Raw genomic sequence first — 25361 nt, 5'->3', positions numbered from 1 at the left:
ACAATTAAGGGCTACGCGACACCAGACCAAAAGACCCCGAACATGGCGAGGCGCGCTGAGATGAAAGACCTGAACAAAACCGACGATGAACAGGGCGGCTATGACCTGATCGTTCTTGGGGCCGGATCGGCGGGGTTCTCCGCCGCAATTACCGGCGCGGATGCCGGAAAGCGTGTCGCCCTCGTAGGACATGGCACCATCGGCGGAACTTGCGTCAACGTGGGATGCGTGCCCTCCAAGGCGATGATCCGTGCGGCAGAGGCCGTGCACTGTGCGGGGGCTGCCAAGCGGTTCCCCGGCCTGTCGGGACGGGCACAAGTGGATGATTGGCAGACGCTCGTTCAGTCCAAGGACGATCTGGTCACGACCCTGCGCCAGAAGAAATACGCGGACCTTCTGCCGGAATATGAGGATGTCGATTACATCGACGCCGGTCCCGCGCGGCTGATCGAAGGTGGCGTGACAGTCGGTGAGCGAACCCTGAAAGCACCGAGGACCATCATCGCCACGGGCGGGCGTCCCGTTCTGCCGACCATCGACGGCATCGAGGAAATCGGCGCGCTCAACAGCACCAGTCTTCTGGAACTCGAAGTACTGCCGAAAAGCCTGATCTTCATCGGCGCGGGCTACATCGGCGCGGAGCTGGCCCAGATGATGAGCCGCATGGGCGTGAAGGTCACGCTTGTCGCCCGTTCGCATCTGTTGCCCGGCGCGGAACCAGAGGTCTCGGAGGCATTGGCGGCGGCGTTCGAGGCCGAAGGCATCACTCTTCTGACCGGGTTAAGCTACGACACTGTGCGCCGCGACGACGCGGGCGTGACACTGCGCGTGATCCAGAACGGAAAGCCTGTCGAAGTGACGGCGGATCACCTCGTTTCGACCGCTGGCAGGCGGGCCAATACCAAAGATATGGGCCTGGACGCAATCGGCGTGGAAACCGACGCGCGTGGGTCCATCGTCGTCGGCGAGGACATGCAGACATCGGTGCGCGGCATCTATGCCGCAGGCGATGTGACCGACCGCGACCAGTTCGTCTATATGGCGGCCTATGGTGCAAAGCTCGCGGCCAAAAATGCGGTTCTCGGCGAAGACCATCGCTACGACAACGCCGCGATGCCCTGGGTGGTGTTTTCCGACCCGCAGGTCGCGGGCGTCGGTCTCGGTGAAGCCCAGGCGCGGGACGCGGGCCTCGACGTCAAGACGTCCATCGTACCGCTCGATCAGGTGCCGCGCGCACTGGCCGCACGCGACACGCGCGGATTGATCAAGCTGGTGGCGGACAGAAAGTCCGACCGGCTGCTTGGCGGCCAGATCATCGCGCCCGAGGGGTCCGATACGATCCAGACCCTCGTTATGGCGCTGAAGTTTGGCATGACCACAAAGGCGCTCGGGGAGACGATCTTCCCCTATCTGACGACCGTGGAAGGGCTGAAGCTGGCGGCGCAAACCTTCGATATGGACGTGGCAAAGTTGAGCTGCTGCGCCGGATGAAGATCAGGACAAGGACCGGAGAATGAATGAAGACTACGACCTGATCGTCATCGGGGCGGGCATGGCGGGCGTGGCCGCGGCCAACAAATGTGGCGCGGCAGGATGGCGTGTCGCCATTGTCGATGCGCTGCCCTACGGCGGCACCTGCGCATTGCGCGGCTGCGATCCAAAGAAAATCCTGCGGCGCGGTGCGGAAATCATGGACGCGGCACGGCTCATGCAGGGCAAGGGGATCGATCCCGGTGATCTGTCGATCAACTGGGCCGATCTGATGGCACACAAGCGTGGCTTCACCGATCCCGTGCCGGACAAGATGGAAAAGGGCCTGTCGGGCAACGGCGTCGAAACCCTGCATGGAGCCGCGCGGTTCACGGGAAGCAACACGCTGGAGGTCGATGGAACGGCATATCAGTCGGAACGGTTCCTCGTGGCCGCCGGTGCCATGCCCAGGCCGCTGAGCTTCACAGGGGCCGATCTCGTGATCGACAGCACGGATTTCCTCAACCTGGAGGCCCTTCCCAATCGGGTTCTTTTTATCGGTGGCGGCTTCGTGTCCTTCGAGTTTGCGCATATCGCCGCACGGGCCGGAGCCAACCCGATCATCGTGGATCGTGGCGCCCGGCCCTTACGCGGCTTCGATCCCGATCTGGTCGAAATGCTGATCGACCGCAGCGGCGGTATCGGCGTGGACCTGATGCGCGAAACCGAAATCGTGTCGGTCTCGGAAGCCAGTAGAGCATTCACTGTCGAGGTGAAGTCGGGCGATGAAACCCGAACAATCGAAACCGATCTGGTCGTGCATGGCGCGGGCCGTGTGGCAGCCCTGGCCGATCTGAATCTTGAGGCGGCTGGTGTTGATTACAGCGACAAGGGCATCGTTGTAGCCCCGCATCTGCAAAGCACGACGAACAGCGCGGTCTTTGCCGCCGGAGATTGCGCCGACACCGATGGCATGCCGCTGACGCCAGTCGCAGTGATCGAAGGGAAGGTCGCGGCCTCCAACATGCTCAAAGACACTCAGACCGCACCGGATTATGCCGGTATTCCTACAGCCGTCTTCACAGTCCCGGAAGTGGCGCGTGTCGGTATGTTGGAAAGTGAGGCAAGGGACGCCGGGTATGATGTCGATGTTCGGTTCACCGACACTGGCGATTGGTATTCGAACTACCGGATCGGCGAGACCTCTGCTGCCGCGAAGGTCCTCGTGGACAAGTCGAACGGCAAGATCCTCGGCGCGCACCTGTTCGGCCCGGAATACGGCGAACTGATCAATTTCTTCGGGCTGGCAATCAAGCTGGGCCTGGCGGCCAAGCAACTTAAGTCGATGACGGCGGCCTATCCAAGTGTTGGATCGGATTTGGGCTCGCTTCTCTGAATTTGAAAGATTTTTCGCAATAGACCCGATCCTCCTCGGAACGTATGTCTGGCCCGATGAAGACGGTTCTTATCTACTTCGCCGCTGCGCTGGCCGAAATTGCCGGATGCTTTGCTTTCTGGGCCTGGTTTCGGCTGGACAAGAGCGTGTTTTGGTTGGCACCGGGCATGCTGTCCCTTGCCGCTTTCGCCTGGCTACTGGCGCTCAGCCCCGCCGATCAGGCGGGCCGCGCCTATGCAGTCTACGGTGGCGTTTACATCGTATCGTCCCTGCTGTGGCTATGGGGCGTAGAAGGGCATCGCCCGGATCAATGGGATGTAGTTGGAGCGGTCATTTGCCTTGTCGGTGCGGGTATTATTCTCTGGGCACCGCGCAGTATTTGAGAGGCAGCCGCAGACGGGGTGAAGCGCTGAATCGTTCGATTAGATCGCCTTTTGGTTCACGCGTTCCGACAACTCGGCGCTGCTTTCCCTCCGCATCGCGGCTGCGATCAAGCAGGTTTTCTACCGCCCTCGAAAGCAGCGATACATCCTTTACGCAGCATCGGTCAAAGTGGGCTCTTCAGTTACATTCGCCGCGAGGAGAATGAACGTCAACTCCTGCGAAACTCATCCGTGCTCCGCGATGATAGCTCTCGTTGTCTGAACTGCCGAAGCAAGCGTTGTCCGGTCTGTGTTCGTGATACCTAGGCCCTCAACATCAAGCGACAGTTGACCTTGGCCACCTCCGCTTGCAGCAGCACGAGCCGCGCGGCCGCGGGCCTTCGCTGCGCTGACAGGGTCAGTTTTCGATGCGTTAGGCACATTGTGGCCGACTTCCCGCGGTCCCGCAGCCGCCCGCACTTCCTGCAGTTCTTGCTTCAACCTCTCCACCGTTTCCCGGGTCTCAGACATCTGCCGATCCCGCCGCAGGCCGTCCTCGTCCGGATATGGGAAGCTTCCCGATTGACAGGCGTGCAGAACCTTCAACGCCGGGTCCTCGAAATACTTCACCCTTCTTGCCCGGATCGGCATCTGCGCGTCGATCACGAGGATGACCTCGTCGAGGTCCATGCGTCGGGCCTCATCCTCGGTCAGGAGCGGGGTATCTTCTGTCCTCTCCGAGACGCTGCGCCCTTCGAATGGATTGCGTCCAACAGCACGGGAGCGGGTCACCACACGCTTGGTGGTCTTGCCGACAGCCTGGCTCAATTCCTCGATGGTCTTCTGCTCGGACGGGGTGAGGTAGAGCTTTACCCCGGCGCCGCCCTGCAGCGACCTGCGGGTGTTTTCACCATAGATCTCGTCCAGCGCCGGGATCGTCTGGGTCACGATGGCGAGGTTGCCGCCGAAGGAGCGCAGCGTCTTTATGCTTTCGGCGACGATTGGCATTTTCCCGAGCCGGTCAAACTCGTCGAGCATGATCATCACCGGCCAGGGCTCGTCATCGCCGGGTTCCTGTGCTTGCAGCGAGGCGATCAGGTCCGAGAAGAAGAGGCGGATCAGCGGGGCAAGCGGGCGGATCATCTCGGATTCGACCGCAAGATAGATCGCATGTGGGCGACGGCGGATATCCCGGAAGGAAAAGTCAGAGGTCGCGGTGGCCGCGTCGATCGCGCGGTTGTCCCAGGTGTCGAGACCCGATGTCATGAGAAGCGAGAGGTAGGAGGTGAGGGTGTCGTTGTTGGTCGAGGCCATACGCTCGAAGATCAGTTTGGCCGAGGTGTTCTTCACCTCCTGCGAACGCTTCAGATATTCCTTCTGCTTGTCGCCCCCCGAGGCGGTGATGCGGTAGATCTCGCCGATGGTCGGCACGCCGCGCTCGAAGGCCAGAAGACCGGCCGCCACGAACAAGTCGATACCGCCTGCGAGAAGGCCGCTCAGCTTTTCGTTGTCGGTCTGCAGGAAGAGCTTCGCGGTGAGTTTAAGCTCCATCTGCTGCCGGTCGGGGTTGGTCATGGCAGCAATGCGCGCCAGCGGATTATAGCGATGTGTTGGTCGGTCCCAGTCGGTCGGCGCGAAGCGGAAAACCTTGTCCCCCATGCTGGCGCGGAAGCGCGAGGTCTCGCGGAAGTTCTCGCCTTTCACGTCGAGCACCACGGCGGAGCCCTTGTAGGTCAGCAGGTTCGGGATCACGAACCCCACGCCCTTGCCCCGGCCTGTAGGCGCCACGATCAGCGCGTGGGGGAAGGTTTTTGAGACTAGGAACGGGCGCTTGGATTTCGGGGAGCCGAGCTTGCCCAGAAGGAAGCCACCGTCGGGCTTGGCAAAGAAACCGTTCCTGTTCATCTCGCTGCGGGTCTGCCAATGCGTCGTCCCGAAGCGGGTCAATGCATCCCCCAGAAGCGTGACGCTCAGCATCAGCGATGCCAGGCCGAAGCTGCCAAGGATGAGGTTCACCCAGAGGAAGTCTTTCGGTGCAGACTGAGACAGACCCCGATATTCGCGGGCAAGCAGGGTGACGTCGAAACGGGTGGGAGAAAGCCCATAGCGGAACATGACAAAGCCGGTCGCCACGACATAGCCCATGGCGAGACCGACCAGCACGAGGCTCAACACTCCTAAGGCAATCTTGCCTTTATCCATGGGTGATCCCCTTCTCGCCATCTGCCGCAGCGTGGCGTGCGCGCTGCGCCTCTATCTGTTCTTCCGCCAATGCATCGAGAACGCGCTCCATCGCCGGGCCGTGCGCAGTGACCTCGCTGCTCTGGAGATAGGTCTTGGCGAGTTCCAGCTGGCGCAGCGGATCCTCGGTGAATGTGTCCAGGACGTCCGCGTTACCGGCCCGCAGCGCGTCGATTGCGTCGTGGCTTAGTCGCTCGTTTATCTGCCGGACGATGTCCTGCTGCTCTGACTCGGAGAGCGGGCCCTCGACGTCGGCGTTTCGCACAAAGGCCATGACGGTTGGCGCTGTCTCTTCCAGATACCGGCGCTCGGCGTAGTCTTGTCGCGCCTGGTCCTCGATCTCGAAACTGCGCTCGCTGATATAGGCACGCGACGCGCCTAGCGAACGAAGGTGATTGATTTCGTCCTGGACGGCCTTCCCGAATTCATCATCCGGCATCTCCGTGCGATAGCGGGCGAGGGTGCGGAGCTCTTCGGCAATCGGACCGAGATGATCCGAAGGATCCCGCAAGGCGAGGTCCATGTCGCCAGCATGAAGCGTGCGGTCCTGCTCGGATACCGCATATTGCGGCGGCATTCGACTGTCGGTGATCTGTTCCCAGGCCATTGAGGCCAGTTCGGCATGTTGCGGCGATTTCTGCGCGTAGACGTCGAACGCGGCGCGGGCCTCTTCAACCTCCACGGCACCTGCCCGCCGGACGGACGGGTCGTCGAAGAACGGATGATCGAAATCCGTCCGGCGGAACTGCGCCACCAGCGCTCTGAACGCCTGCCGCTCCGATGGGGCAAAGATGTCGGACCCATCTTGCGCGAGATCACTCCCAGGTGTCGTCAACCGTTCACCAAGCGCTGCCTCAGCGTCATCCACCTCGTCGACCTCGGTTGGCGCGCGCAGGACGCGTACATCGGTCAAAACATCGCCCAGCCGAACATGCACGGCTTCCAGCCGGTCGAGCGCGTCTTCCCGGTCCGCAGATTTCTCCAGATCGAGGTCGCTTGCTTTGGCAATCCCCTGCAGATCCTGTGCCAGCCACTGGCGCTCCAATGCGGCATTGCCTGCCCCCTCCCGCAGGCGCGCGGCCACAGCCTCGGCATCGATGCCCGTGCCTTGCAACGCTTCGGCCAGCTTTGGTGCCACCTCTCCATCGTCAAGACGCGCGAGGTGATCTTCACTGGCGTTTGGCCTTGCATAGATGCCGTCCCGGGACGGAGCATCGACCAGGGCGGCGGAGCGATCCCCGAGCGGGTTCAAATGCGCGACCGAGGCCAGAACGTCGGTCAGCTTGCGCTCGATCACCGGCCTCTCGGCCGCCGGCGCCCTGTCGATCGCCGCCTCGATCTGGCGAATGTTCTGAGAAAACTCGGTGATCAGCGTGTCGAACGCTGCTTCGTCTTGGGACATGTAGATGGCTCCGTCAGCTTGCATCTGACCGCCACTGGCAAGGATGGTGCTGGCCCGCTCGAGCGCTTCGGCCACGTCGTCGAAATTCGAACGTGACGCCTCCGCCGCGAGCCCACGGTAGATCAACGCCTTGTGCCTGACGGTTTCCAGAGCGGCCCCCAGGTCCGCGCCGGTTCTCTGGCGCTCAACTGGGGGACGACCTTCGTCGCGAGCCTTGTAGATTTCATCGATCTCGGCGCGGTAGGTCGTGACGCCGCGATCCAGACGACGCGTCGCCTCAAGGCGGATCCCATGAACCCGGGCCGCCTCGACCATCGCCTCGCGAAAGGCGTCGTAGTTGAAGTGATGATCCTTCCCGAGAAAGAACATTTCGCCATCCTTGCTGCGGCGGTTCAGAACAATATGCGCATGTGGATGCGCGCGATCTTGGTGTATTGCAGCAATATAGTCGAATTGCGACCCCTCACCTTGAAAGAACTTCTCGCAGACCGCCTGGGTGATATCGCGCACCTCTTCACCCCTGGTCCCAACCGGGAATGCCATCAGCAGATGCGACGTATGGCCAAGCTTGGGGCTGTAGCGCTCGTTCCACTGGTTCTCGAACCGCCGCGCCACTCGGTTGATCTCGGCTTCCGAGAGCTGCTTCTTCCCGTCATGGGTGCCGCGACTGTCGAGGATATGGGTCGACTTTGTTGTGAGATATGTGAGCTGAGCCCGTAGCTGCGCCCCGGTGTGACAGCCCCCTTTCGAGATAGCCTTGAAGATCGCTGGCGAATAGCCGCGCGCGGCCCGAACCATCTGCGCGCCCCTGGAAAGCCCCTGCCAGGATCCCGAAACTCGGCTCCAGCCGCGGTCAAATAGCGCCGGGTCGATGCCACGGACCCGGTCACTCCGCGCCATTCTCATTCCTCTCGGCGAGGCCCGCCAGGGCAGAGCTGATCTCAAGGTCCAGCACGCTGCGCCGCGCACGCGACATCTCCTGGACCTGGTCGGCCAGATCGAAGACCAGACCCGCAAGGGCGCGGACGTCACGGTGACTTGAGGCCGGGTAGGACAGTCTCTCGCCCCGCACCTTGGCCTCGTTCAGACGTCGCGCGATCTGGTTCACGTTGTTGCCGACCCGGTTGAGCGCGGCGCCGAGGTTGCGCAACTCGTCACACATCTCGTCGTCGGGCAGGAAAACACCTTCGGCCGCCAGCATCAGGCGGCGCATGGCATCCGAGCGGTGCGCAATCCCGCGCCGCGACAGCGCCGCGTCGAACCGGCGCAGGTCGTCGTCCGAGACCCGGATCCCCACAACCCGCGATCGGCTGCCGTTCGCTGTCTGACGCTCATCCCAGTGGTTCACCACGTTGTAGATCGTCTTCAGGCTGACATCGTAGCGGGCTGCCAACGACACCGCGGAGACGCCGTTCCGGCGCTCTTGGGAGATGGTCGATCGTTCGATCACTGACAGTCTGCGGCGGCGGGGCATTTTGAAGTTAACGTTCCTATTTCTTGCCAACTTCGTACAAGCCCGCCGACTCCCAACGCAAGTGGAGTCGACCATAAGGGCTTGTACTCAATGTAGAAAATCGCCCTGCAGGGGCGATTTTCCGTCCTTTGTCAAATGGATCGCGCGTCGCGCTCATTGCACCACGCGATGCGGTCTCCGCATCGCGCATCGCGTCTTTCGCGCCCCGTCTCTTGCACCCCGCAAGACGGGTTTTGCTGCGTGCTAACCGGCTCGCGTCACCCGCAGAACGACATACGCGAGACTGCCTCCCGTCGTCTGGAGCGCGCTAACCGTCACCTGCATTCTGTCCGAAGCGCATCGCCAAGCGTATCCCGACACTTGGAGGGTGTGTGATGCCCCGCGGCGAATGCTGATGGCGCCACGGCAGACGTCGCACGGTCATCGCACAACGCCGCCCGCTGCATGCCAAACGCGGGTCGCATCCCGACTTCTGCTTGACCCCTCCGCCTCATGCGTTTAGCGACATTTGGGTATTATCGTTGCGATTCACTATTTTTGCGGAGGATCAGAATGCCGAACGAAAATCTTGTGGTGATCGCAGCGATGGCCCGGAAAGGGGGCAGTGGAAAAACGACGCTTTCGCGCGCCTTGATCAGCGCCGCGATCGCCGCCGGACGCAGAGTGATGTTGATCGACACGGACAGCACGAGAGTACTCGGTGCCTGGCATGCTCGGGCGGAAACCGGTGGGCTGAGTTCGCCGCTTCTCTGCTCGGTCACCGTCGAAAGCGTGGCGGGTGTCGAGGATCAGATCAATCAGGTCTACATGGCAGGCACGGCAGACTTCATCTTCATCGATACCGCAGGGGTCGGTGCCGAATGGTCAGACGGCATTGCGGTGCTTGCGGACCACATCGTGACGCCCGTCATGCTGTCGACGTCTGATTTCGATGTCGGAGCGCAGACTTCTGATTGGTTTGAGAAACTGAAATCCCGTGTTGACGACCCCTCCAGCCTTCCGCGCCACCACGTCGTCCTCAACATGGTCGACCCGAAAACGACCCGTGCTGACGCCGCCCTGATTGAAGAAGCGCTCACCCGTTTTCCGGTGATTGAGACCGTCATGATGCGACGAAACACTTACAAGGAGATGGATCAGAAGGGGCTTCTCCACGCCTTGGCGCTGGAAAAGCAATCCGATCCGAACCCCCTTATGCGTCCACATGTACGTCATGTCGTCGAGGCGCTTGAGGAGGCGACGGACATTCTCAACAACATTCTTGCTGCGTGAGGACAGTCGATTGCGCAAGAAGATCCCGACCATCACTAGGCCCGACCCAGCCTACGCCGCCACCCTGCAACAGGGTGACCGCGAGGTTCCCGAGAAGGAGGAAGAGGTACAGGTCACAGCAACAAAGACAGGCACCCCAGTCGCTGACGTTGGCGCTGATCGGCACGAGTCAGAGCGTGCGCCGAAAAGTGCCGTGGCGCCGCACCAAGTCACCGCGGAAAGCTCTGACCCGCATACCAGCCTGAGAGCTCCCGTTTCGGCACGAGCTTTGAGCCCGACCCGGAAGATCGACATCAGGGTCAACGCACTCGAACGACAGGAAGCAGCGCTGGAAACTTGTGGTGTTGAGCCGGCACATGTGGTGCGTGCCGCCCTGCGCCGTGCAGTCAAAGGCTGGCAACTGTCGCCGGTCTTCGCGCCAATTGCTGAGGAGCGGCGCACTCGAAACACGCAGTGGCAGGCCCGGACATCACTGGCAGTCGATGCGGCCAGCCTGGGTATGCTCCTTCGGGACCACGACCCCCTCGACGTCTTGAGTAAATGGGCTCTGATCCGCGGCCAAGTGGAACCACGCATATGGGGCGAGATCGACAAAATCTTGGAAGAAATTGCCGTTCGCGCTGCATCGCCGCATGAGCAGCACACACCGTAAGAGATCTATCTGAAAAGATAACTTGCATTTCGCCGGTGGATTTTCGCCCAACGGCAGAAGCTCGCCTTGCAGTTGCGGAAAACGTGGCGCTATTGAGCGTCATATAGATTTTCAGACCTCAGTGGTGACGAGTTACGAGGTCCATTTAGGAGGAACGCATTATGAACACGAAGCCCCGCCTGACTGGCGAACCGATCATGCGCATCCTCTGCAAGACATCTGAAAATCTGGTTGGCTACCTGTACCAATGGAACAATGGCGACGTGCAGCCTGCCTGGTTCGACGGCGCCATGGCGGACGTTCGCTATGAACCATTCATTCAAGCGACGGAACAGAACCCAGTCGATCCGAAGACCCCCAGACCGCGTCAGCAAGATCTGACGCACCTTGAAAAGGCCTAGCTCAAGGCCTCGCGTCGGTTTGTGGGTCATCCCATCCCGCAGGTCCTTTGAGCGATAGAGTTGACTTCTATGCCTCAAAAGTGATCTATCTGTGAGTTATAGAAAGGATATCTATAACTCATGGCTTGGAACTGGACGCTGCCTGATTGGCCGGATTTCCGGTATGACGCCTCCGCGCTGGAGCCGTTTGAGCAGACGTTCCTGCTGTCGTCCGGAGAAATCCTCGGCGCGGTCCATCATGTCAGCCAGCCGGAGCGCGAGCAACTCCGCATCGAACTGCTCAGCGAGGAAGCAATGCAGACGAGCGCCATCGAGGGTGAAATCCTCGACCGGCTCAGTGTCCAGTCTTCGTTGCGCCGCCATCTGGGCCTCGATCCGGACAGCTACCCTGCCAAACCGCGCGAACAGGGCGTCGCGGAAATGATGGTCGACGTCTATTCCAGTTTTGCAGAGCCGCTGACCCATGAGACGCTGTACCGCTGGCATCGAATGCTCCTGTCCCATGACAGTCGGTTGGAAACCATCGGGGCCTACCGACAACACGCCGAGGCGATGCAAATCGTTTCCGGCCGCCTTGACCGGCCCACGATCCATTTCGAAGCGCCGCCCTCGGAGCGGGTCATGCCTGAGATGGAGCGATACGCGGATTGGTACAACAAGACCGGGCCGGGGGGAGCAGAGCCGCTTCCAGCGCTGACGCGCGCAGGGCTAAGCCACCTCTATTTCGAGAGCATCCACCCATTCGAAGACGGCAACGGACGCTTGGGTCGCGCCCTCGCTGAAAAGTCGCTGGCGCAGAATATTGGCCAGCCGACCCTCATCTCGCTCGCCTTCACCATCGAGAAGCAGCGCAAGGCATACTACGACCAGCTCGAGCAGCATCAAAAAACGCTCGATGTGACCGATTGGCTCGTCTGGTTCGCGGAAGTTGTCTTGAAAGCCCAACAGGCAACACTCGACCGCGTCGGCTTCTTCATCAGCAAGGCACACTTCTACGATCGTCACAGAGACCACTTGAACGAACGCCAGGCCAAGGCCATCGCTCGAATGTTGCGGGAAGGCCCTGGCGGTTTCAAAGGCGGCCTCAGCGCCGACAACTACCTCAAGATCACCGGAACCTCACGCGCGACCGCGACCCGCGATCTGCAGGATCTGGTCGAGAAGGGCGTGCTCGCTCGAACCGGCGAGCGGAGGCACACGCGATACTGGTTGAAACTCGACTGGAGTGAATAAAAATTGCATGAAAACAACAATTTATAAAAAATCCGATAATTCGTTTTATGTAATTTTTTTGCCCTATTGATATTTGAATCGGGCTAGCTAAGAATCTGAAAAAACCAGCGCGGTAAAATAGCTCCAAGTAGCGCTTTATTGAGAATGCTTCCCCGGATTCAGCCTGTTTGAGCTGCAACGAGCATGACGATACAGGACGAAGGCCGCCTGAAGGCGGCATGGAACCAGAAGACAATCCCTGTCGCGCTTCGCCGTGACGGCAAGGGCGAACGGGTCAGGGTCCGCCTTCCTTATGCGGACGACAACTATGCCTGGCTCAGGAATGGCCGGCGTATCCGGCCAAGCTGGAACTCGGCACTGGGATGCTGGGAGAGTCCCAAGGCATGGTTCAATGACCTCGTGAACCGCTGTCTTCGCCGCTGGGGCCTGATCTATGTCATCCAACCCTACCGGGAGCAGGAGATCTGCGCTCCGGCCTGCATGAACGCCATCGGCCATGAGTGCCAGTGTTCCTGTATGGGGGCCAACCACGGCCAGGGCGACGATGGCGGCTGGTTCTCGACAAGCGAGGCCTTCGCGGCCCGATGGGGCGACCGTGAGCTCGCCTGTCGTCTCATGACGGTCAGCTCTGAAAAGTAGAGGCCCGGCCGATATGGCCAGGCCTGCGACAGACGTGCAGATGATGGTCATGACCAGACAGAGAGGCCCGTCGAGAACAAATCACAGCTTGGGGCGATCCTGTTCTGGAACCTCCCACGGGTCTTCCAGGGTGACGATGCCGTAGCGGACGCCGTCGTGGCCGGCCTTCGGAAGAAAGGTGATCATCCCGATATCCAGGATCATCCCCTTGTCGTGCATGTGCTGCTGTCGGAAGTGACCGAAGTGCATGAGATATCCGAGGCCCTCCAACTCGAGACACAGCGCAGAGATCGCGGCCGAATACTCAAGCCGCTGGCCGGCGCTGCTCATATCCCAGATCCCGTCCAGATCGGTCATCCAGTCCGAAATCGCGGCAGTCAGTTCGAGGGCATTGCCGGCCTCCACCGCGCCGGCGTTGATCAGGAGCCCGTGCCATTCGCGGTTACGGGAATAGAAGTCGTTGGGCTTCCTGATGGGGGACGTGGGCACAAGCACCGTCTTTTTCAGCGCGCGCTCCATTTCTTCCTGCTGGCGCTTCTCCTCCTCGGGGGTGGGCTTGGAGAAGACCTTGATGTCGAACCCGAGGCCGCGCGCGAGGCTTCGCAAGGTCTGCACCTCGGGCACGTGCCGTCCGCTTTCCACCTTCTGGATCGTGCGGACCGTCAACCCGGAGGTGTCCGCAAGGTTCTCCTGGGTTAGAGAGAACATCTTGCGGATATACTTGCACTGGTTGGCGATATACTCGGCGTCTCGTTCCATCGTTTCCATCAGATCACTCCATGTTGCTGACAGGAATAGCATGGCACGCCGGCTCTGGGGGGGCCCCGAACGCAACCCGAACGCTCGACTGTTATCCCGCCCCGGGGCCGCTGTCCTTGCACCAGTCAATCCGCCCCTGCCGGATCCAGAAGTGACACCGGCATTCGTTCGTCTGGCGGACCGACGGCGAGATGGTCGGGCGCCTCAGCCAGTCTGACATGGCCGTCCACCTGGGCCTCCGGTTCTTGCTGAGGGACAGTTTGATGGTCTCGCCGCACCCACCAGGGCAGTGGAAGCAGGCCCATTTGTCGACGCCATCGCGCACGATGGTCATCTCCCCCGGCACGATCTGATCCGGCGTCGGGTGTGTGGGTGTTACCCTGGCAAGCAGATCACTTCGTGGAATGAGGCGGAAGAGCTCGAGGCTCTTCCGCAGAATGTCGATCATCATCCCGCTCACCCGATGCGATCCAGGAACGGATCGATGTCGCCGAGACCCCAGTATTCCTCGCTGCCGCAGACCGGGCAGTCGGACCGGGGCTGCGCCGCCTGCGAACGCTCTAAACCCTTGTCGAGCTTGCGATAGCGTTGCCATGTCCATCCACCGCCGCCGCGGAAGTCGACGAGACCGGCAAGAAGTTCGTTCACTGCCATGGTGGCGGCCTCGGAGGTGAAGGTCACGACGGCCGGCGCGGGATTACCTCCGCCGCGGACGTAGGCTTCGGTCTTCTGCCGTTCATATTCGGCGGGGTCCGATCGCTGGAGGTCCTCCTCGCGAGCCCTGACGCGATCGACTGTGCCGCGGCAGCCGTGGCACGCCGACGTGGGAAACAGCACGCTGACCCGCGCGGCCATCTCGAGGAGGCCGGGCTCACCATCGTCACGGGGCATGAGGACCAGCCCGACATCGATGACCGGGATCAGGTAGAAGTGCGCCACGCGGTTCAGGTAGAGGCGCCCGGCGTGATCGTCCGTGCATCCGAAGATGACGTCGCAGGATTTCAGCGCGTCACGGATATGCGGCGCATCCACCCAGCCGTTCATCGACCGGATCTCGACGTCGAGGCCCATCATCGTCACCTCGCGCGCCATGACGTCGACCTTGGGCACCGCGTTTTCGGCATCCTTTCGGGTCGCGCCATACAGGCGGTTCAGGTTGGAATGCTCGACCACGTCATCGTCGATGACCAAGATGCGCCCCACGCCGAGGCGAGCGAGGAGATGGACCACCGGGCTGCCGGTGCCGCCGCAGCCGACCACGGCAACGGAGAGCTGTTTGAGGAGTCCGTTGACCTCCGGCCCGAAGGCCAGTGCCTGCCGGGCCAAGGCTTCCGACGGGGTCGGCACGTCGGTCGACTGGATCTCGAGCCGAATGCCGATGACGGTCACGCGGTGACAGGGCAAGGGTGCCATGTCGTCTTCCCAGACCCGTGCCCGGTAGAGGCCGTCACCGACTTGCACGACGCTCACCAAGCGTGTCCCCTCGCCGTTACGGTTCCGAGCCATGGTGAAGAGGTCGCGCTCGTTGCGATCGTCCTGGTCCGAGAAACCGTCGAAGCCTCCCGGGTGACTATGAACGATCGCCGGCACCAGGCCTTCCTCCTTGGCCCGGCGACAGAGCTGGGCGAAGGAGTTGGTATTCCAGGTGACGTGCTTGTCGCTGGCATCGACGCGGTCCTCCTGCGGGATCGCGATGACCTCGTAGGAGGTGTAACGGGTCCGCGGCTCGAGGTCCCAGGGGTCCTGCGCGATCTCGCTTTTGCCGAGCAGCATGTAGGCGGCGCCCTCGTGCCCACGGGGGTGCGCGAGCAGCGCCTGCAGCTTGTCGCGGTGACGGGCGTGGAGGGTGATGTCGCTGCGCTTCATGCCGCCACCTCCAGGGCCTCTTCGACCCGCTTCAGCATGGTCCAGATGCCGTCGGTGCCGGGACGCCACTGGTTGTTATGGCGAGACCAGCGCTGCCAGTTCTGGCCATCAAAGGCCTGGCGTGCCTGCGTGCAGCGGGGCTCACGCTGGCCGGCAAGGAGCTTCAGATGCGGCACGGCGTAGAACATGTCGGGGGCGACCTCGGGATACGAGGGCGGCAGCAGGATCAGGATATCCACCTGGGCGACCTGATACTTGCCTTCCGGCAGCGTGATCCCGGTGAGGATCACGCCCTTCTTTCCGCCTTCGATGACCTCGCGAACGGTGATGCCGCGACCCTCGAGGTAGAGGCGATCCTGACGGGGGAGGAGGCTCATGCCGCACCCCCTTCCGTGGTCTGGGGCACGCCGGTGAAGAAGTGCTCCAGGCCAGCATCCGCGAGGCAGATCAGATCGGTGTCGCCGACCAGGATGTCATCCTTGCCGGGGATCACCTGCCAGACGGCGAACTTCGCGGGATCGACCCCGGCCAGCTTCTTGAGCACGCGCCCGCTGATGACCTTGTGGCCCCACTCGAGGCGTTTGCCATCGATGTCGAAGCGGAAGGATTCCGCGCTCGGGAAGACCAGGAAGCGCTCGACCTGGCCAGGGCGCAGATCCGTGGTTTCCTCGAGGCGCAGTTCTTCAAGTTCACCGTTGCGCAGCACCTGGAACACGAGGTGTTCCTCGGCCTTACGGAAGTCGGCCCCCTCGATGATCTGGCGGCCGGTGGGCGTCGGATCGTCGATGACGGCGTCGGTGAACTTCAGGTCGTGGTCGCCGACTTTGACCTTGTAGGGTCCGTGGTCGCGGGGCTTGCGGCCGGCCTTCAGGGCGGCCTGGAGATCTTCGATTTCCATCTGTTCGGTAGTCATGGCAGCAAATCCTTTTCTTGTCTGCTCGACGCCCGCAGCAGGCGCCATCAATGGTGTATGCGCGGCACAAGAGTGTTCGCGTTCGTAGCCTTAATATTTTTTTGAATTTTCTTGACTGCGATAGGTCGCTGCGTGCGCATATGTATATTAAGAGCAGCGAAGATGGCGATTGGCATGGCGAAAGACACACCCCAAGAGTTCAATACCCTCAAGGAATTCACTGACGAACTGGACCTTCTCTTCCGCGATGATGTCGCACTCAGAAAGCTCCTTCAGAAGGCGCGTAACTGGTGCATTCGGAACAACCGAGTCGGCGACGAGGAGGAGGTCCTTCAAGAGGCCGTCATGAGGGTGATGAAAAGTGAGATCACCGGGACACGCCAATGGCCCAAAGGTGTTGCACTTATGGACTTTCTCTCCGGCGTGATGCGGAGCATTGCATCGGAGCGGCCTAAGATCGGGTTTCGCAAGAACGCCGACAAAGACATGGAGGCCGCGAAGGACATTGCCTCGTCGTGCAACCAAGAAGGGCAGCTCTTCGAGAAAGAATTTATGGCCCGCTTCATGGCGCTCTTCGAGGGTGATGACGATTCACAGCTATACCTCCTGGCTCTGGAGGAAGGGCAATCGAAGTCCGAGATCATGACGGGCCTCGACTGGAATGAAAGGGAATACAACACGGTGGTGCAGCGGGTCAAAAGGACACGCAACGCACACCCGGAAATGAAAGAGATGCTCAATGGCGAAGGATAAGAAAACCTTTCAAGATCGCCTGGCGGAGGAAATCGACGAAGCTATCACGAACGCTTCAGACGAGGATATTCGAAAAGAGGCTGAAGAGGCCGGGGAGGACATTGCTGCTTTCGGTGATCGCATGAGAGCTTGGCTGGAGACCGCGAAAGACGAGGTCGCCGAAATGGCAATGAAGGAAGCCAAGGCCGCAGCTGAGCAAGATCGTGCAACGCGCGACCAAAATGTCGTCTCCATGGCTCAACGCAGGCCTGCGAACAGGCCTGGCAACTTCATGCCCGATACGGTGGCCGCTCGTCATGGAAAGAAGCTGTCGGAGAGAGACAGAAAAGGGATCGAGAAGGACTTGGAAGACCTGTTCGACGATGACGCTTGGCCTGACAAAAACGGCGATGAAGAATGACTCATTCTCCGCGTCGTGCTGAGGAGATCCTCCAGGCTTTGCGCCTGAAGCGACCGGAAGACATCAACCTTGAAGCCATTGCCTGGCTTCAAGGTGCCAAGGTTGACTACCGGGAAATGGACGGATGTGAGGCTTGCATCCATGGTCGAGCTGACGTCGGCCGCGCGATAATCGCCGTGAATGACGCGCATGGAAATCTACGGCGCCAGAGGTTCTCCCTCGCACACGAACTGGGGCACTGGGAATGGCACAGGGGAGAACATCTGTTTTGTGCAAAAGAGGATATCGGGGGTAGCAAGGGGCGGGAACGAGGAATGTCCCGAGAGAAGGGCGCCAACCGGTTCGCCTCAGAGCTGTTGATGCCGGAGTTCATGCTCAAGAGCGCTCTGAATGACTTCAAGAAATTCGATATGCGCACCGTCCGTCTTCTTTCGGACGCCTTTTCTGTCAGCAAGACGGCCATGGCGTATCGCTTGGTGGATCTGGATTTCGAGCCGAGCCTCCTGGCCTCTTACAGCCGCGGCGGCCTCAACTGGTTCAAGAGATCGAAGAGCGTCGGGGAGCGATGGTTCCTGCGTCGAACACTTGACCCGCAGAGCAACGCTCACGATATCCTGCACAAGGGAGCCCGGGACGACATCTCGCTGTCTCTTATGGACGCGGACACCTGGTTCGATACAGAGGGCGCCGATCGGTATGAGCTTGCTGAGCAGTCGTTCCGTGTGGGTGACGACGAGGTCATGACCTTGCTGGTCCTGAAGAGCGAATACATGATGGCGCGATAAAAATTCACAACTTCAATAGCTTCTTCACCCAGCAAGTGCTCAAGCTGACTTAAATTTACCCACGCTGTATTGACGAGATGCCTCAGACTGTCTCCCAAGCATGCGTTCGTACACCTGCCGCTCCTGCTCTAGATCACGTGCTTGGTCGGCTTGCGCTTCACGTTCACAGCCTTTCGCGTATCGCTTCAAAGCAATACATCTCTTGGGAAATGACCGTGCAGCGTTTGAGTTCAAAGTCAGTGGCTGCATCGGGCCGCTTCTTCAAATTTCGCCCAATAATTTGTAGCCCCGCCGCTTCTTCGTCGCCGACAGCTTCATCAGAGCGTTGACCGCCCTGCCCTCGTCATCATGCTGTTCGATTAGCATCTGCCCTCGAAGCCCGATACGGCCCCATTCCCGCACAAGGCATGCGCCGCCAAACAGGTCCGGCTGAACGCTCATTCGATAGAAGCGCCGCATGTTGAGAGACGGGTCGATCCGCTTGAGATCGACCGTTGTCGGGAACACTTCCATTTGCTGCGACGTGTCGAACATGTTGTTGGCGCCTCTCTCCAGACCACAATATCAAGCGCTCTTCGACGTTTCCACATTGTTCTGTCCCGAAAAGAAAGAGAGGGCTCACGCCCCCTTCTCGAACTTCATGACCGGGATGCCGAGCTTCTTGGCCTTGTCGGCGAGGTTTTCCTGGATACCGGTTCCGGGGAAGACGAGGACCCCGACCGGGAGCACATCCAGCATCGCGTCGTTGCGCTTGAAGGGCGCTGCCTTGGCGTGCTTGGTCCAGTCGGGCTTGAAGGCCACCTGCGTCACGCTGCGAGCCTCGGCCCATTTGGCGGCGATGAGCTCTGCGCCTTTGGGGCTGCCACCGTGCAGGAGGACCATGTCGGGATACTTGGTCCGGACCTGGTCGAGCTTGCCCCAGATCAGGCGGTGATCGTTGAAATCGGTCCCGCCGGTGAGGGCGACCTTGGGACCAGCGGGCAGCATCACTTCGGTCTCGGCGCGGCGCTTGGCGGCCAGGAAATCGCGGCTGTCGATCAGAGCGGCGGTCATGTGCTGGCGGTTCACGATTGATCCGGTGCGGGGGCGCCAGGTCGATCCCGTGTGATGGACGAACTCGGTGGCGGCGTGATCGCGCATCATGTCCATGCAGTTGCGCCGTTCAACGAGAGTCAGGCCTTCGGCCGTCAGGCGCTCGAGTTCGACGGACTTCACTTCGGAGCCGTCCTGCTCGCGCTGGAGGCGGCGCTGCGCCTGCTCGTTCTCATCGAGCGTCCGCTCGATCCGGGCCGTGGCGCGGTGGAAGAGGTTGACCTGGCCCCAGAGCACCTCTTCGAGGTCGGGTTCCATACGGGTGTCTTCCAGGGTCGCGACGAGGGCGTCGAAGATGTCGGCGACGGCGACGGCGAGGCGCTGCCCATCGGGCATCGGGCGCGGATCGGGCCCGTCAAAGGGGCGATAGCCGTAGAGCTGGAGCTCGTCGAGCGCATGGGCGGTCTGGGATGCGCTATGGGCGGGTTCATACGCGTCGTCGTGGGTGTGGATCGTCATCGGTTTCTTGCCTCCGGGCCTGTCTCGTCCGCGCGTCATCCCGCGCGGCCTTCATGGGCAGACCCGAGCCGTCGGGGCGGTTGCCCCTTCACCCCGGCTTCACCGGGGCCGGAACAACGTGGAGGAGGTCGGCAGGGAAGCTATTTGTCTCGCGATGCAAAGGCGGCTTTGCCGCCGGCGGAAATAGCTTCCCTTCCGACCTTGCAGGGGCAACTGCTTTGACGGCCTGCCCATCTCTTGAAGGCCGCTCGGGTGACGGGTGGATGCGGAAGGCCCGGGATGGGGTGAGGACGACGATCCAAAGCCACGACTGGGATGCAGCCCCCTTCCCCGTACTCCCAGCCCCCCCTGCGCGATGCAGCTCAGCTGGGCAGGCGATGCCGATCCTCTGGCCCGATCTGACCCGCCAGATGCTGGCGCAGCGCGTCCTTGCCGTTTGCCCGAAGATCATCGTTGAAATCCCCGAGCCGCGGCTCCAGCACGCGCACGTGCACCCCGACCTCGGAGGCTCTGGCGCTCAACTTCTCTGCCGCGCGATGCCCGGCCGGATCGCGATCGATGGCGATGTAGAGGCGCTGGAGCCCCTCCGGCAGCAGAACCGCCCCGAGGTGTCCCGACGAGAGCGCCGCCCAGACGGGCAGACCTGGGATTGCCTCGGACAGGGACAGCATGGTCTCGATGCCTTCGCCGATGACGAGGATGTCATCCTGCGGGGTCAGCCTGACAGCATTGCCGAGGAGGTGACCCATAGCCCGACGCTCTGGCTTCACTGCCGCCTTCCCCTGCCCGTCAGCGGCCAACCAGGTGCGATGCACGCCCTGAACGGCCCCTGCCCCATCGGTAACCGCCGCGATCATCGCCGGTCTGGGGATGTTCCGGGTCTGCCCCTCTTCCCGATGCCAGCACTTCGGGTGGAAGCGTAAGGCGCCGTTCGCCCCGAATTGGGTGATGCCTCGGGAACGGAGGTAGGTCTCAGCAAGCGTGCCTGTGATCGGGTTCGAGGCAGCGAACAAACGCGCCGCCGCCGCAGGAGTGCCACCGAGCGCCTTGGCCTTCCTCGGCTCTTGCCTATCCGGGACGACCGGCTGCGGACGGCCAAGATGCGCTCGGGCCTCGGCGAGAAGGTCGGGGAAGCGCGTGATCCCCATCCGGGCGCGGATGATGTCCAAGAGATCGCCATGCTCGCCTGTGGCCCCATCCGTAAACTTGCCCGCTGCCCCTGGTCCCGACGCAGGGCCCGTCAACCGCACGAAGAGCGACCGGCCGGGGTTGTTCTGCAGATCGCCGACGATCCAGTAGGATCCTTCCCGCCGTCCGGCGGGAAGGTAGGCACGACAGACGCCTTCGGCATTTTCAGCCAGATCGCGCACGAGGTCTTCGGTCTCGGAATACATGGGTCAACAACCTCCGCGATCATGTAGCCTTGCGACAGGACAACGTGCAAGCAGACGATCCAGTATCTCGATGCCATCGGCGTCGGTCGGGCAAAACAGCCGAAGCTTCCAGCTGATGATCTCCGAGAAGAAGCCATCGGCCTTGAGCCGATCCTTGGCGGCCTCCGAGAAGCCCGAGAGTTCGATCCGGTTCACGCCCATGACACGGGAGCGGTGCAACTCCATCCCTTCGGCCAAGCGCACCACAGTCTTTCCCTCCAGAACGAGGGCATGGACCTGCGCGGCCGAGAGCTTGGGCGCATCGGCGGCCAGCGTGGTCGCGACCCAGGCAGGCGAGACTCGTCGACCGATGATGCGCTGACCGTCATCGGTCTGCAGGCGGTAGACGCGGGTTTCATCCTGGGGGAGCTGCTTCCAGATCGGCAGCAGCAGACCTGCCACGATGTGCAGTGTGGAGACCGAAAACTCCGGCACCTCGGCCAGTTCCGCAGTCCACGCCGCAGTGAAGGCCGCGCGGTCGGCCTCGAGCCAGTGGGTGTCCTCCATGACCTTGGCCGGGACCGTGCTGGCATCAAGCGGGCGGATCAGGCGCAGGCGCGGCTCGATGGTGCCATCATCGAGCATCAGGCTGGTGGCGGGCACCTGCACTGCAGCCCGACCCGAGCGGCTGTTGACCAGCAAGCGTGCCTTCGGGTCATCGAGCCAGTCCAGCGCATCCGCGAGCGCGGTAGGCGTGTTGCGGCGCTTTTCCGCGATGGTCAGCAGCTGGGTTTCCGCGCCGGAGCCCGGATGGGTGTAGATGACCTGTACGTCGGTCACCCGGAAGCTCTCGGCACGGAGTGTCTCGAGCCCGAGATCATAGACCCCGGCGGCGATGGCGCCCTCAATTCGCTGATCGAGGAGTTCTTCGAAACCCGCGAACAGCACGGCCTGCATGTCGATCGTCAGCGCCAGCAGGCGATTGAGGAAGGTCGTGATCGGCGGCAGGTCATCCTTCAGCCCGTTTTCATCGGTCAGGCTGAGCCCGGTCGCATCCTCGAAAGCCCCGAGCGAACATCCGGCCAGATCGCCGCGATAGATGCGGCGGTAAAGCTGGCGCAGGGCGTCGCGGGCGTAGGGCGACTCGAGGTTGTCTTCGGGCCGGAACAGCCCTTGCCCGCCGGTCTGGCGCTGGCCGCGCGTTATAGCGCCAAGCGTGTCGAGACGTCGCGCAATGGTCGACAGGAACCGCTTTTCCGCCTTCACATCGGTGGCGACCGGCCGAAAGAGCGGCGGCTGCGCCTGATTGGTGCGGTTGGTGCGCCCGAGGCCCTGAATCGCCGCGTCTGCCTTCCAGCCGGGCTCCAGGAGGTAGTGGACCCGCAGGCGCTGGTTCTTCGCCGCGAGATCGGCGTGATAGCTGCGCCCGGTGCCGCCGGCATCCGAGAAGATCAGGATACGCTTTTCGTCATCCATGAAGGCTTGGGTTTCCGCGAGGTTCGCGGCTCCAGCCCGGTTCTCCACCACGAGCCGTGCCGAATGCCCTTCGCCCTTCCGCACGATGCGCCGCGAGCGCCCCGTGACTTCGGCCACGAGATCCGTGCCGAAGCGCTGGACGATCTGGTCGAGTGCACCCGGCACCGGCGGAAGCGAAGCCAGTTTCTCGATCAGCGCGTCACGACGGCGGACGGCTTCGCGGCACTCCACCGGTTGGCCGTCGCGCGTGACGGGGCGCGACGAGAGGTTACCCTCGCTGTCGGTGAAAGGCTCGTAGAGCTGCACCGGGAAGGAATGGGCGAGGTAGTCCAGAACGTATTCCCTGGGCGTGATGTCGACCCGGATGTCGTTCCACTCCTCGGTCGGAATCTCCGACAGGCGGCGTTCCATCAGTGCCTCACCCGTCGAGACGATCTGGATGACCGCCGCGTGACCCGCAGCCATATCTGCATCGATGGATGCGATAAGCATGGGGGTCTTCATCGAGGTGAGCAAATGGCCGAAGAAGCGCTGCTTGGCTGACTCGAAGGCTGACCGCGCAGCGGATTTCGCCTGGCGGTTCAGCGTGCCCGACCCGCTCGGCCCGTCGGCCGCGCCAGAAATGTTCGCCGCCTCCAACGCCGCGGTCAGGTTGTTGTGAATGATGGCGAAGGCCCCGGCATAGGCATCGTAAATGCCGCGCTGCTCGGAGCTAAGAGCATGTTCCAGCATCTCGTATTCGACACCGTCATAGGAAAGCGACCGCGCTGTGTAGAGGCCGAGCGCCCGGAGGTCGCGGGCCAGAACCTCCATCGCCGCGACCCCGCCAGCCTCAATGGCTTCCACGAATTCCGACCGGGTCTGAAAGGGGAAATCCTCCCCGCCCCAGAGCCCGAGACGCTGAGCATAGGCAAGGTTGTGGACCGTCGTCGCGCCCGTGGCCGAGACATAGACCACGCGGGCATTCGGAAGTTTGTGCTGCAGGCGCAGACCCGCCCTGCCCTGCTGCGATGCCATGGTATCGCCCCGCTCGCCTTTGCCCCCGGCGGCATTGGCCATGGCATGGCTTTCGTCGAAGATGATCACCCCGTCAAAATCCGTCCCGAGCCAGTCGACGATCTGTTCAACGCGGGATTTCTTGGCCCCCCGTTCTTCCGAGCGCAGCGTCGCATAGGTGGTGAAGAGAATGCCCTCGGTCAGAGGGATGTCGCGCCCTTGTGCGAAACGCGACAGCGGCGTCACCAGAAGCCGCTCCTGGCCAAGCGCCGACCAGTCGCGCTGCGCATCCTCCAGAAGCTTGTCGCTCTTCGAGATCCAGAGCGCCTTGCGTCTTCCTCGGGCCCAGTTGTCGAGCAGAATCCCGGCCGACTGACGGCCCTTTCCCGCCCCGGTGCCATCGCCGAGGAAGAAGCCGCGGCGGAAGCGGACGGCGTCAGCGGCATCGTCCGGTGCAGCGGAGACCACGTCTCCGGTCTCATCGACGGTCCAAGACCCAGTGAGATGCGCGCCATGCGCCTCGCCCGCGTAGATGACGGTCTCGAGCTGCGCGTCGGACAGCAGGCCGTCGCGCAGGACGGCCGGGGGCAGCTTGGGGCGGTACGTGGGTTTCGGCGGTGCGACAGAGGCCATGGCCGCCGATTGCACAAGCTTGGTCGGGTGCGATGCGGCGTCTGGGATGTCGATAGCCTGCAGACGGAAGGTCTCGTAGATCGCATCGGACAGCCGTGCGGCGTCTTCGTCCTCGGCGGCGTCGCGGAGTGCGTAGTTTAGGTCCTCGGCCTCAGTCTGGGTTTCAGGCTTCGCCGGATTGGCTGCAGAGGTCGCGTGCGGTCGGCGGACGGGTTTGCGGGTGGTGAGGTGAGAATTTCCCGGAAAGGGGGAAGAATGGCCCTGCCCCGCAGCAGGAGCTAGATCCAGTTCGAGGCGCGGCGGAACCTCGGCAGTGACCCGGGACATCAGATGTGCCACGTCCGAGGATGTGGGTTGGCGCAGGTCTGCGGTGATGCCGCCCGGCTCACCGCCGCGGCATTTGTCAAAGACAGAAATCCGCGTCTCGAAGCTGGTGCCGTGCTTGGCGAAAGCCGCGCCCGACACCGCGCCGGTGAAGACGAGATGGGCGGTCTCGGTCAGACGGCCGAAGGTCTCGGCCCAGGCAGGCGCATCCGGCGCGAAACCGGCTCCGGTGATGGCGACGAGCCGTCCGCCGGGAACTAAGCGCGCAAGGGCCGAGCGCAGATGTCGGGCCGTCGCCTCGGTCGACCGACCATCGACATTGGCTTGGGCCGAGAAGGGCGGGTTCATCAGAATGACGCTCGGGCTTGAGCAGGCATCGAGATGATCGTCGATCTGCGCGGCATCAAACCCCGTGACTGGTCGGCCCGGGAACAGCAAGCGAAGAAGGTCGGCGCGGGTGTCCGCCAACTCGTTCAGAGCCAGAGTGCCGCCGGCGATCTCGGCGAGGATCGCCAGGAGCCCGGTCCCGGCAGACGGCTCTAGGACAAGATCACGGGGCGTGATCTGTGCTGCCGCCACAGCCGCGAGCCCCATGGGCAGCGGCGTCGAGAATTGCTGAAAGCGCTCCATCTCTTCCGACCGCCGGGTGTGCGTGGGCAAGAGGCCTGCCACCTTGGCGAGGATCGGCAAGAGCGCCGCAGGCGCGCCGGCACGCGCGAGCAGCGCCCGACCGAACTTTCGCAGGAAGAGGATTAGCGCCACCTCGCCCGCCTCATAGGCGAGCTTCCAGTCCCAGGCACCGGTCGCATCGGAACCGCCAAAGGCATGTTCCATCTCGCGGCGCAGGCGCAGCGCGTCGATCTGATGCCCTTGCGCCAGATCGGGCTGCAGCGCTTCGGCAACAGCAACGATCGCAGGGGCAGGATTTGCTGCCAACGGGACAATAGGCGCAGGCAAGGACGCCTGCGCAACGGGGGCAAGATGGGTCAT

At 62.2% G+C, this 25361-nt stretch carries 23 protein-coding genes; 11 read left to right on the top strand and 12 right to left on the bottom strand.

The features are described 5' to 3' along the window. Positions 1–60 precede the first annotated feature (60 nt). Genes merA through C8029_RS11300 form a run of 3 tightly spaced genes read left to right on the top strand, consistent with a single transcriptional unit; the run spans position 61 to position 3249 of the window. Positions 61–1491: a mercury(II) reductase gene (merA, locus tag C8029_RS11310; RefSeq protein WP_040545982.1), complete on the top strand. Its 1431-nt coding sequence runs from the start codon at positions 61–63 to the stop codon at positions 1489–1491. A 22-nt stretch (positions 1492–1513) separates the two neighbouring features. Next, positions 1514–2866, top strand: a complete 1353-nt coding sequence (locus C8029_RS11305) for a dihydrolipoyl dehydrogenase family protein (RefSeq protein ID WP_007803574.1) — start codon at positions 1514–1516, stop codon at positions 2864–2866. A 56-nt stretch (positions 2867–2922) separates the two neighbouring features. Further along, entirely contained in the window at positions 2923–3249 is a 327-nt protein-coding gene (locus tag C8029_RS11300; RefSeq protein ID WP_040546036.1) for a YnfA family protein, read from the top strand. A gap of 225 nt (positions 3250–3474) precedes the next feature. Here C8029_RS11300 and C8029_RS11295 read toward each other — a convergent pair whose 3' ends face one another. From C8029_RS11295 to mobC, 3 genes are read right to left on the bottom strand one after another with little or no spacing between them, the layout of a single operon-like run. After that, positions 3475–5430: a type IV secretory system conjugative DNA transfer family protein gene (locus C8029_RS11295; RefSeq protein ID WP_040545947.1), complete on the bottom strand. Its 1956-nt coding sequence runs from the start codon at positions 5428–5430 to the stop codon at positions 3475–3477. Further along, positions 5423–7771, bottom strand: a complete 2349-nt coding sequence (locus tag C8029_RS11290) for a relaxase/mobilization nuclease domain-containing protein (RefSeq protein WP_007803321.1) — start codon at positions 7769–7771, stop codon at positions 5423–5425. The genes C8029_RS11295 and C8029_RS11290 overlap by 8 nt, the downstream gene beginning before the upstream one ends. Next, a complete protein-coding gene (gene mobC / locus C8029_RS11285) occupies positions 7758–8321 on the bottom strand; it encodes a plasmid mobilization relaxosome protein MobC (protein WP_007803319.1) in 564 nt (187 codons plus the stop codon). Before mobC ends, C8029_RS11290 begins: the two co-directional genes overlap by 14 nt. A gap of 576 nt (positions 8322–8897) precedes the next feature. Here mobC and C8029_RS11280 point away from each other — a divergent pair. The 5 genes from C8029_RS11280 to C8029_RS11260 all read left to right on the top strand — a co-directional run bounded on the left by C8029_RS11280 (position 8898) and on the right by C8029_RS11260 (position 12542). Then, positions 8898–9617 (top strand): ParA family protein, encoded by a 720-nt coding sequence (locus tag C8029_RS11280; RefSeq protein ID WP_007803318.1) that lies wholly within the window; start codon positions 8898–8900, stop codon positions 9615–9617. A 10-nt stretch (positions 9618–9627) separates the two neighbouring features. Beyond that, the gene (locus C8029_RS11275) at positions 9628–10269 is read left to right on the top strand and encodes a hypothetical protein (protein ID WP_040545943.1); all 642 of its coding nucleotides are present in this window, start codon (positions 9628–9630) and stop codon (positions 10267–10269) included. 161 nt (positions 10270–10430) lie between these two features. Continuing rightward, positions 10431–10670 carry a hypothetical protein gene (locus C8029_RS11270; protein WP_043754644.1) on the top strand — a complete coding sequence of 80 codons (240 nt, stop codon included), beginning with the start codon at positions 10431–10433 and terminating at the stop codon, positions 10668–10670. Between the two features lie 120 nt (positions 10671–10790). Beyond that, on the top strand, positions 10791–11903 hold the full coding sequence (locus C8029_RS11265; RefSeq protein ID WP_007803314.1) for a Fic family protein: 1113 nt from the start codon (positions 10791–10793) through the stop codon (positions 11901–11903). Positions 11904–12086: 183 nt separating this feature from the next. After that, positions 12087–12542, top strand: a complete 456-nt coding sequence (locus C8029_RS11260; protein WP_009574178.1) for a hypothetical protein — start codon at positions 12087–12089, stop codon at positions 12540–12542. 81 nt (positions 12543–12623) lie between these two features. Here the strand turns inward: C8029_RS11260 and C8029_RS11255 are convergent, their stop codons facing one another. From C8029_RS11255 to C8029_RS11235, 5 genes are all read right to left on the bottom strand, one after another. Continuing rightward, positions 12624–13310 carry a helix-turn-helix domain-containing protein gene (locus tag C8029_RS11255; protein WP_040403100.1) on the bottom strand — a complete coding sequence of 229 codons (687 nt, stop codon included), beginning with the start codon at positions 13308–13310 and terminating at the stop codon, positions 12624–12626. 82 nt (positions 13311–13392) lie between these two features. Then, positions 13393–13752: a ubiquitination-like system serine protease family protein gene (locus C8029_RS11250; RefSeq protein ID WP_226946310.1), complete on the bottom strand. Its 360-nt coding sequence runs from the start codon at positions 13750–13752 to the stop codon at positions 13393–13395. 5 nt (positions 13753–13757) lie between these two features. Further along, the gene (locus tag C8029_RS11245; RefSeq protein WP_009574181.1) at positions 13758–15167 is read right to left on the bottom strand and encodes a ThiF family adenylyltransferase; all 1410 of its coding nucleotides are present in this window, start codon (positions 15165–15167) and stop codon (positions 13758–13760) included. Further along, a complete protein-coding gene (locus tag C8029_RS11240) occupies positions 15164–15544 on the bottom strand; it encodes an E2/UBC family protein (protein WP_040403102.1) in 381 nt (126 codons plus the stop codon). Before C8029_RS11240 ends, C8029_RS11245 begins: the two co-directional genes overlap by 4 nt. Continuing rightward, positions 15541–16080: a multiubiquitin domain-containing protein gene (locus C8029_RS11235; RefSeq protein ID WP_051130673.1), complete on the bottom strand. Its 540-nt coding sequence runs from the start codon at positions 16078–16080 to the stop codon at positions 15541–15543. Before C8029_RS11235 ends, C8029_RS11240 begins: the two co-directional genes overlap by 4 nt. 162 nt (positions 16081–16242) lie before the next feature. Between C8029_RS11235 and C8029_RS11230 the strand changes: the two genes are divergently transcribed. Genes C8029_RS11230 through C8029_RS11220 form a run of 3 tightly spaced genes read left to right on the top strand, consistent with a single transcriptional unit; the run spans position 16243 to position 18018 of the window. Beyond that, on the top strand, positions 16243–16833 hold the full coding sequence (locus C8029_RS11230; protein WP_009574182.1) for a hypothetical protein: 591 nt from the start codon (positions 16243–16245) through the stop codon (positions 16831–16833). Then, positions 16820–17233: a hypothetical protein gene (locus tag C8029_RS11225; protein WP_074646428.1), complete on the top strand. Its 414-nt coding sequence runs from the start codon at positions 16820–16822 to the stop codon at positions 17231–17233. The genes C8029_RS11230 and C8029_RS11225 overlap by 14 nt, the downstream gene beginning before the upstream one ends. Beyond that, positions 17230–18018, top strand: a complete 789-nt coding sequence (locus C8029_RS11220; RefSeq protein WP_009574185.1) for an ImmA/IrrE family metallo-endopeptidase — start codon at positions 17230–17232, stop codon at positions 18016–18018. The genes C8029_RS11225 and C8029_RS11220 overlap by 4 nt, the downstream gene beginning before the upstream one ends. A gap of 261 nt (positions 18019–18279) precedes the next feature. Here C8029_RS11220 and C8029_RS11215 read toward each other — a convergent pair whose 3' ends face one another. The 4 genes from C8029_RS11215 to C8029_RS11200 all read right to left on the bottom strand — a co-directional run bounded on the left by C8029_RS11215 (position 18280) and on the right by C8029_RS11200 (position 25361). Further along, the gene (locus tag C8029_RS11215; protein ID WP_074646427.1) at positions 18280–18552 is read right to left on the bottom strand and encodes a WGR domain-containing protein; all 273 of its coding nucleotides are present in this window, start codon (positions 18550–18552) and stop codon (positions 18280–18282) included. An 84-nt stretch (positions 18553–18636) separates the two neighbouring features. Then, positions 18637–19569: a DUF2493 domain-containing protein gene (locus tag C8029_RS11210; protein ID WP_009574188.1), complete on the bottom strand. Its 933-nt coding sequence runs from the start codon at positions 19567–19569 to the stop codon at positions 18637–18639. Between the two features lie 362 nt (positions 19570–19931). Beyond that, positions 19932–20963 carry a DUF7146 domain-containing protein gene (locus C8029_RS11205; protein ID WP_074646426.1) on the bottom strand — a complete coding sequence of 344 codons (1032 nt, stop codon included), beginning with the start codon at positions 20961–20963 and terminating at the stop codon, positions 19932–19934. 3 nt (positions 20964–20966) lie between these two features. Beyond that, positions 20967–25361 (bottom strand): bifunctional class I SAM-dependent methyltransferase/DEAD/DEAH box helicase, encoded by a 4395-nt coding sequence (locus C8029_RS11200; protein WP_090062984.1) that lies wholly within the window; start codon positions 25359–25361, stop codon positions 20967–20969.

This window comes from Roseobacter sp. TSBP12, assembly GCF_009129705.1.
Taxonomy (GTDB): domain Bacteria; phylum Pseudomonadota; class Alphaproteobacteria; order Rhodobacterales; family Rhodobacteraceae; genus Celeribacter; species Celeribacter baekdonensis_A.
This window is presented reverse-complemented; position numbering and strand designations above follow the sequence as displayed.

What these genes read in the sequence shown, in the direction of transcription:
- C8029_RS11235 (WP_051130673.1), bottom strand. Translation starts at nt 16,080, where the DNA reads ATGACTACCGAACAGATGGAAATCGAAGATCTCCAGGCCGCCCTGAAG.
- C8029_RS11205 (WP_074646426.1), bottom strand. Translation starts at nt 20,963, where the DNA reads ATGTATTCCGAGACCGAAGACCTCGTGCGCGATCTGGCTGAAAATGCC.
- C8029_RS11290 (WP_007803321.1), bottom strand. Translation starts at nt 7,771, where the DNA reads ATGGCGCGGAGTGACCGGGTCCGTGGCATCGACCCGGCGCTATTTGAC.
- C8029_RS11245 (WP_009574181.1), bottom strand. Translation starts at nt 15,167, where the DNA reads ATGAAGCGCAGCGACATCACCCTCCACGCCCGTCACCGCGACAAGCTG.
- C8029_RS11265 (WP_007803314.1), top strand. Translation starts at nt 10,791, where the DNA reads ATGGCTTGGAACTGGACGCTGCCTGATTGGCCGGATTTCCGGTATGAC.
- C8029_RS11295 (WP_040545947.1), bottom strand. Translation starts at nt 5,430, where the DNA reads ATGGATAAAGGCAAGATTGCCTTAGGAGTGTTGAGCCTCGTGCTGGTC.
- C8029_RS11225 (WP_074646428.1), top strand. Translation starts at nt 16,820, where the DNA reads ATGGCGAAGGATAAGAAAACCTTTCAAGATCGCCTGGCGGAGGAAATC.
- C8029_RS11200 (WP_090062984.1), bottom strand. Translation starts at nt 25,361, where the DNA reads ATGACCCATCTTGCCCCCGTTGCGCAGGCGTCCTTGCCTGCGCCTATT.
- C8029_RS11215 (WP_074646427.1), bottom strand. Translation starts at nt 18,552, where the DNA reads ATGTTCGACACGTCGCAGCAAATGGAAGTGTTCCCGACAACGGTCGAT.
- C8029_RS11210 (WP_009574188.1), bottom strand. Translation starts at nt 19,569, where the DNA reads ATGACGATCCACACCCACGACGACGCGTATGAACCCGCCCATAGCGCA.
- merA (WP_040545982.1), top strand. Translation starts at nt 61, where the DNA reads ATGAAAGACCTGAACAAAACCGACGATGAACAGGGCGGCTATGACCTG.
- C8029_RS11240 (WP_040403102.1), bottom strand. Translation starts at nt 15,544, where the DNA reads ATGAGCCTCCTCCCCCGTCAGGATCGCCTCTACCTCGAGGGTCGCGGC.
- C8029_RS11220 (WP_009574185.1), top strand. Translation starts at nt 17,230, where the DNA reads ATGACTCATTCTCCGCGTCGTGCTGAGGAGATCCTCCAGGCTTTGCGC.
- C8029_RS11270 (WP_043754644.1), top strand. Translation starts at nt 10,431, where the DNA reads ATGAACACGAAGCCCCGCCTGACTGGCGAACCGATCATGCGCATCCTC.
- C8029_RS11260 (WP_009574178.1), top strand. Translation starts at nt 12,087, where the DNA reads ATGACGATACAGGACGAAGGCCGCCTGAAGGCGGCATGGAACCAGAAG.
- C8029_RS11250 (WP_226946310.1), bottom strand. Translation starts at nt 13,752, where the DNA reads ATGATGATCGACATTCTGCGGAAGAGCCTCGAGCTCTTCCGCCTCATT.
- C8029_RS11280 (WP_007803318.1), top strand. Translation starts at nt 8,898, where the DNA reads ATGCCGAACGAAAATCTTGTGGTGATCGCAGCGATGGCCCGGAAAGGG.
- C8029_RS11300 (WP_040546036.1), top strand. Translation starts at nt 2,923, where the DNA reads ATGAAGACGGTTCTTATCTACTTCGCCGCTGCGCTGGCCGAAATTGCC.
- C8029_RS11230 (WP_009574182.1), top strand. Translation starts at nt 16,243, where the DNA reads ATGGCGATTGGCATGGCGAAAGACACACCCCAAGAGTTCAATACCCTC.
- C8029_RS11255 (WP_040403100.1), bottom strand. Translation starts at nt 13,310, where the DNA reads ATGGAAACGATGGAACGAGACGCCGAGTATATCGCCAACCAGTGCAAG.
- C8029_RS11305 (WP_007803574.1), top strand. Translation starts at nt 1,514, where the DNA reads ATGAATGAAGACTACGACCTGATCGTCATCGGGGCGGGCATGGCGGGC.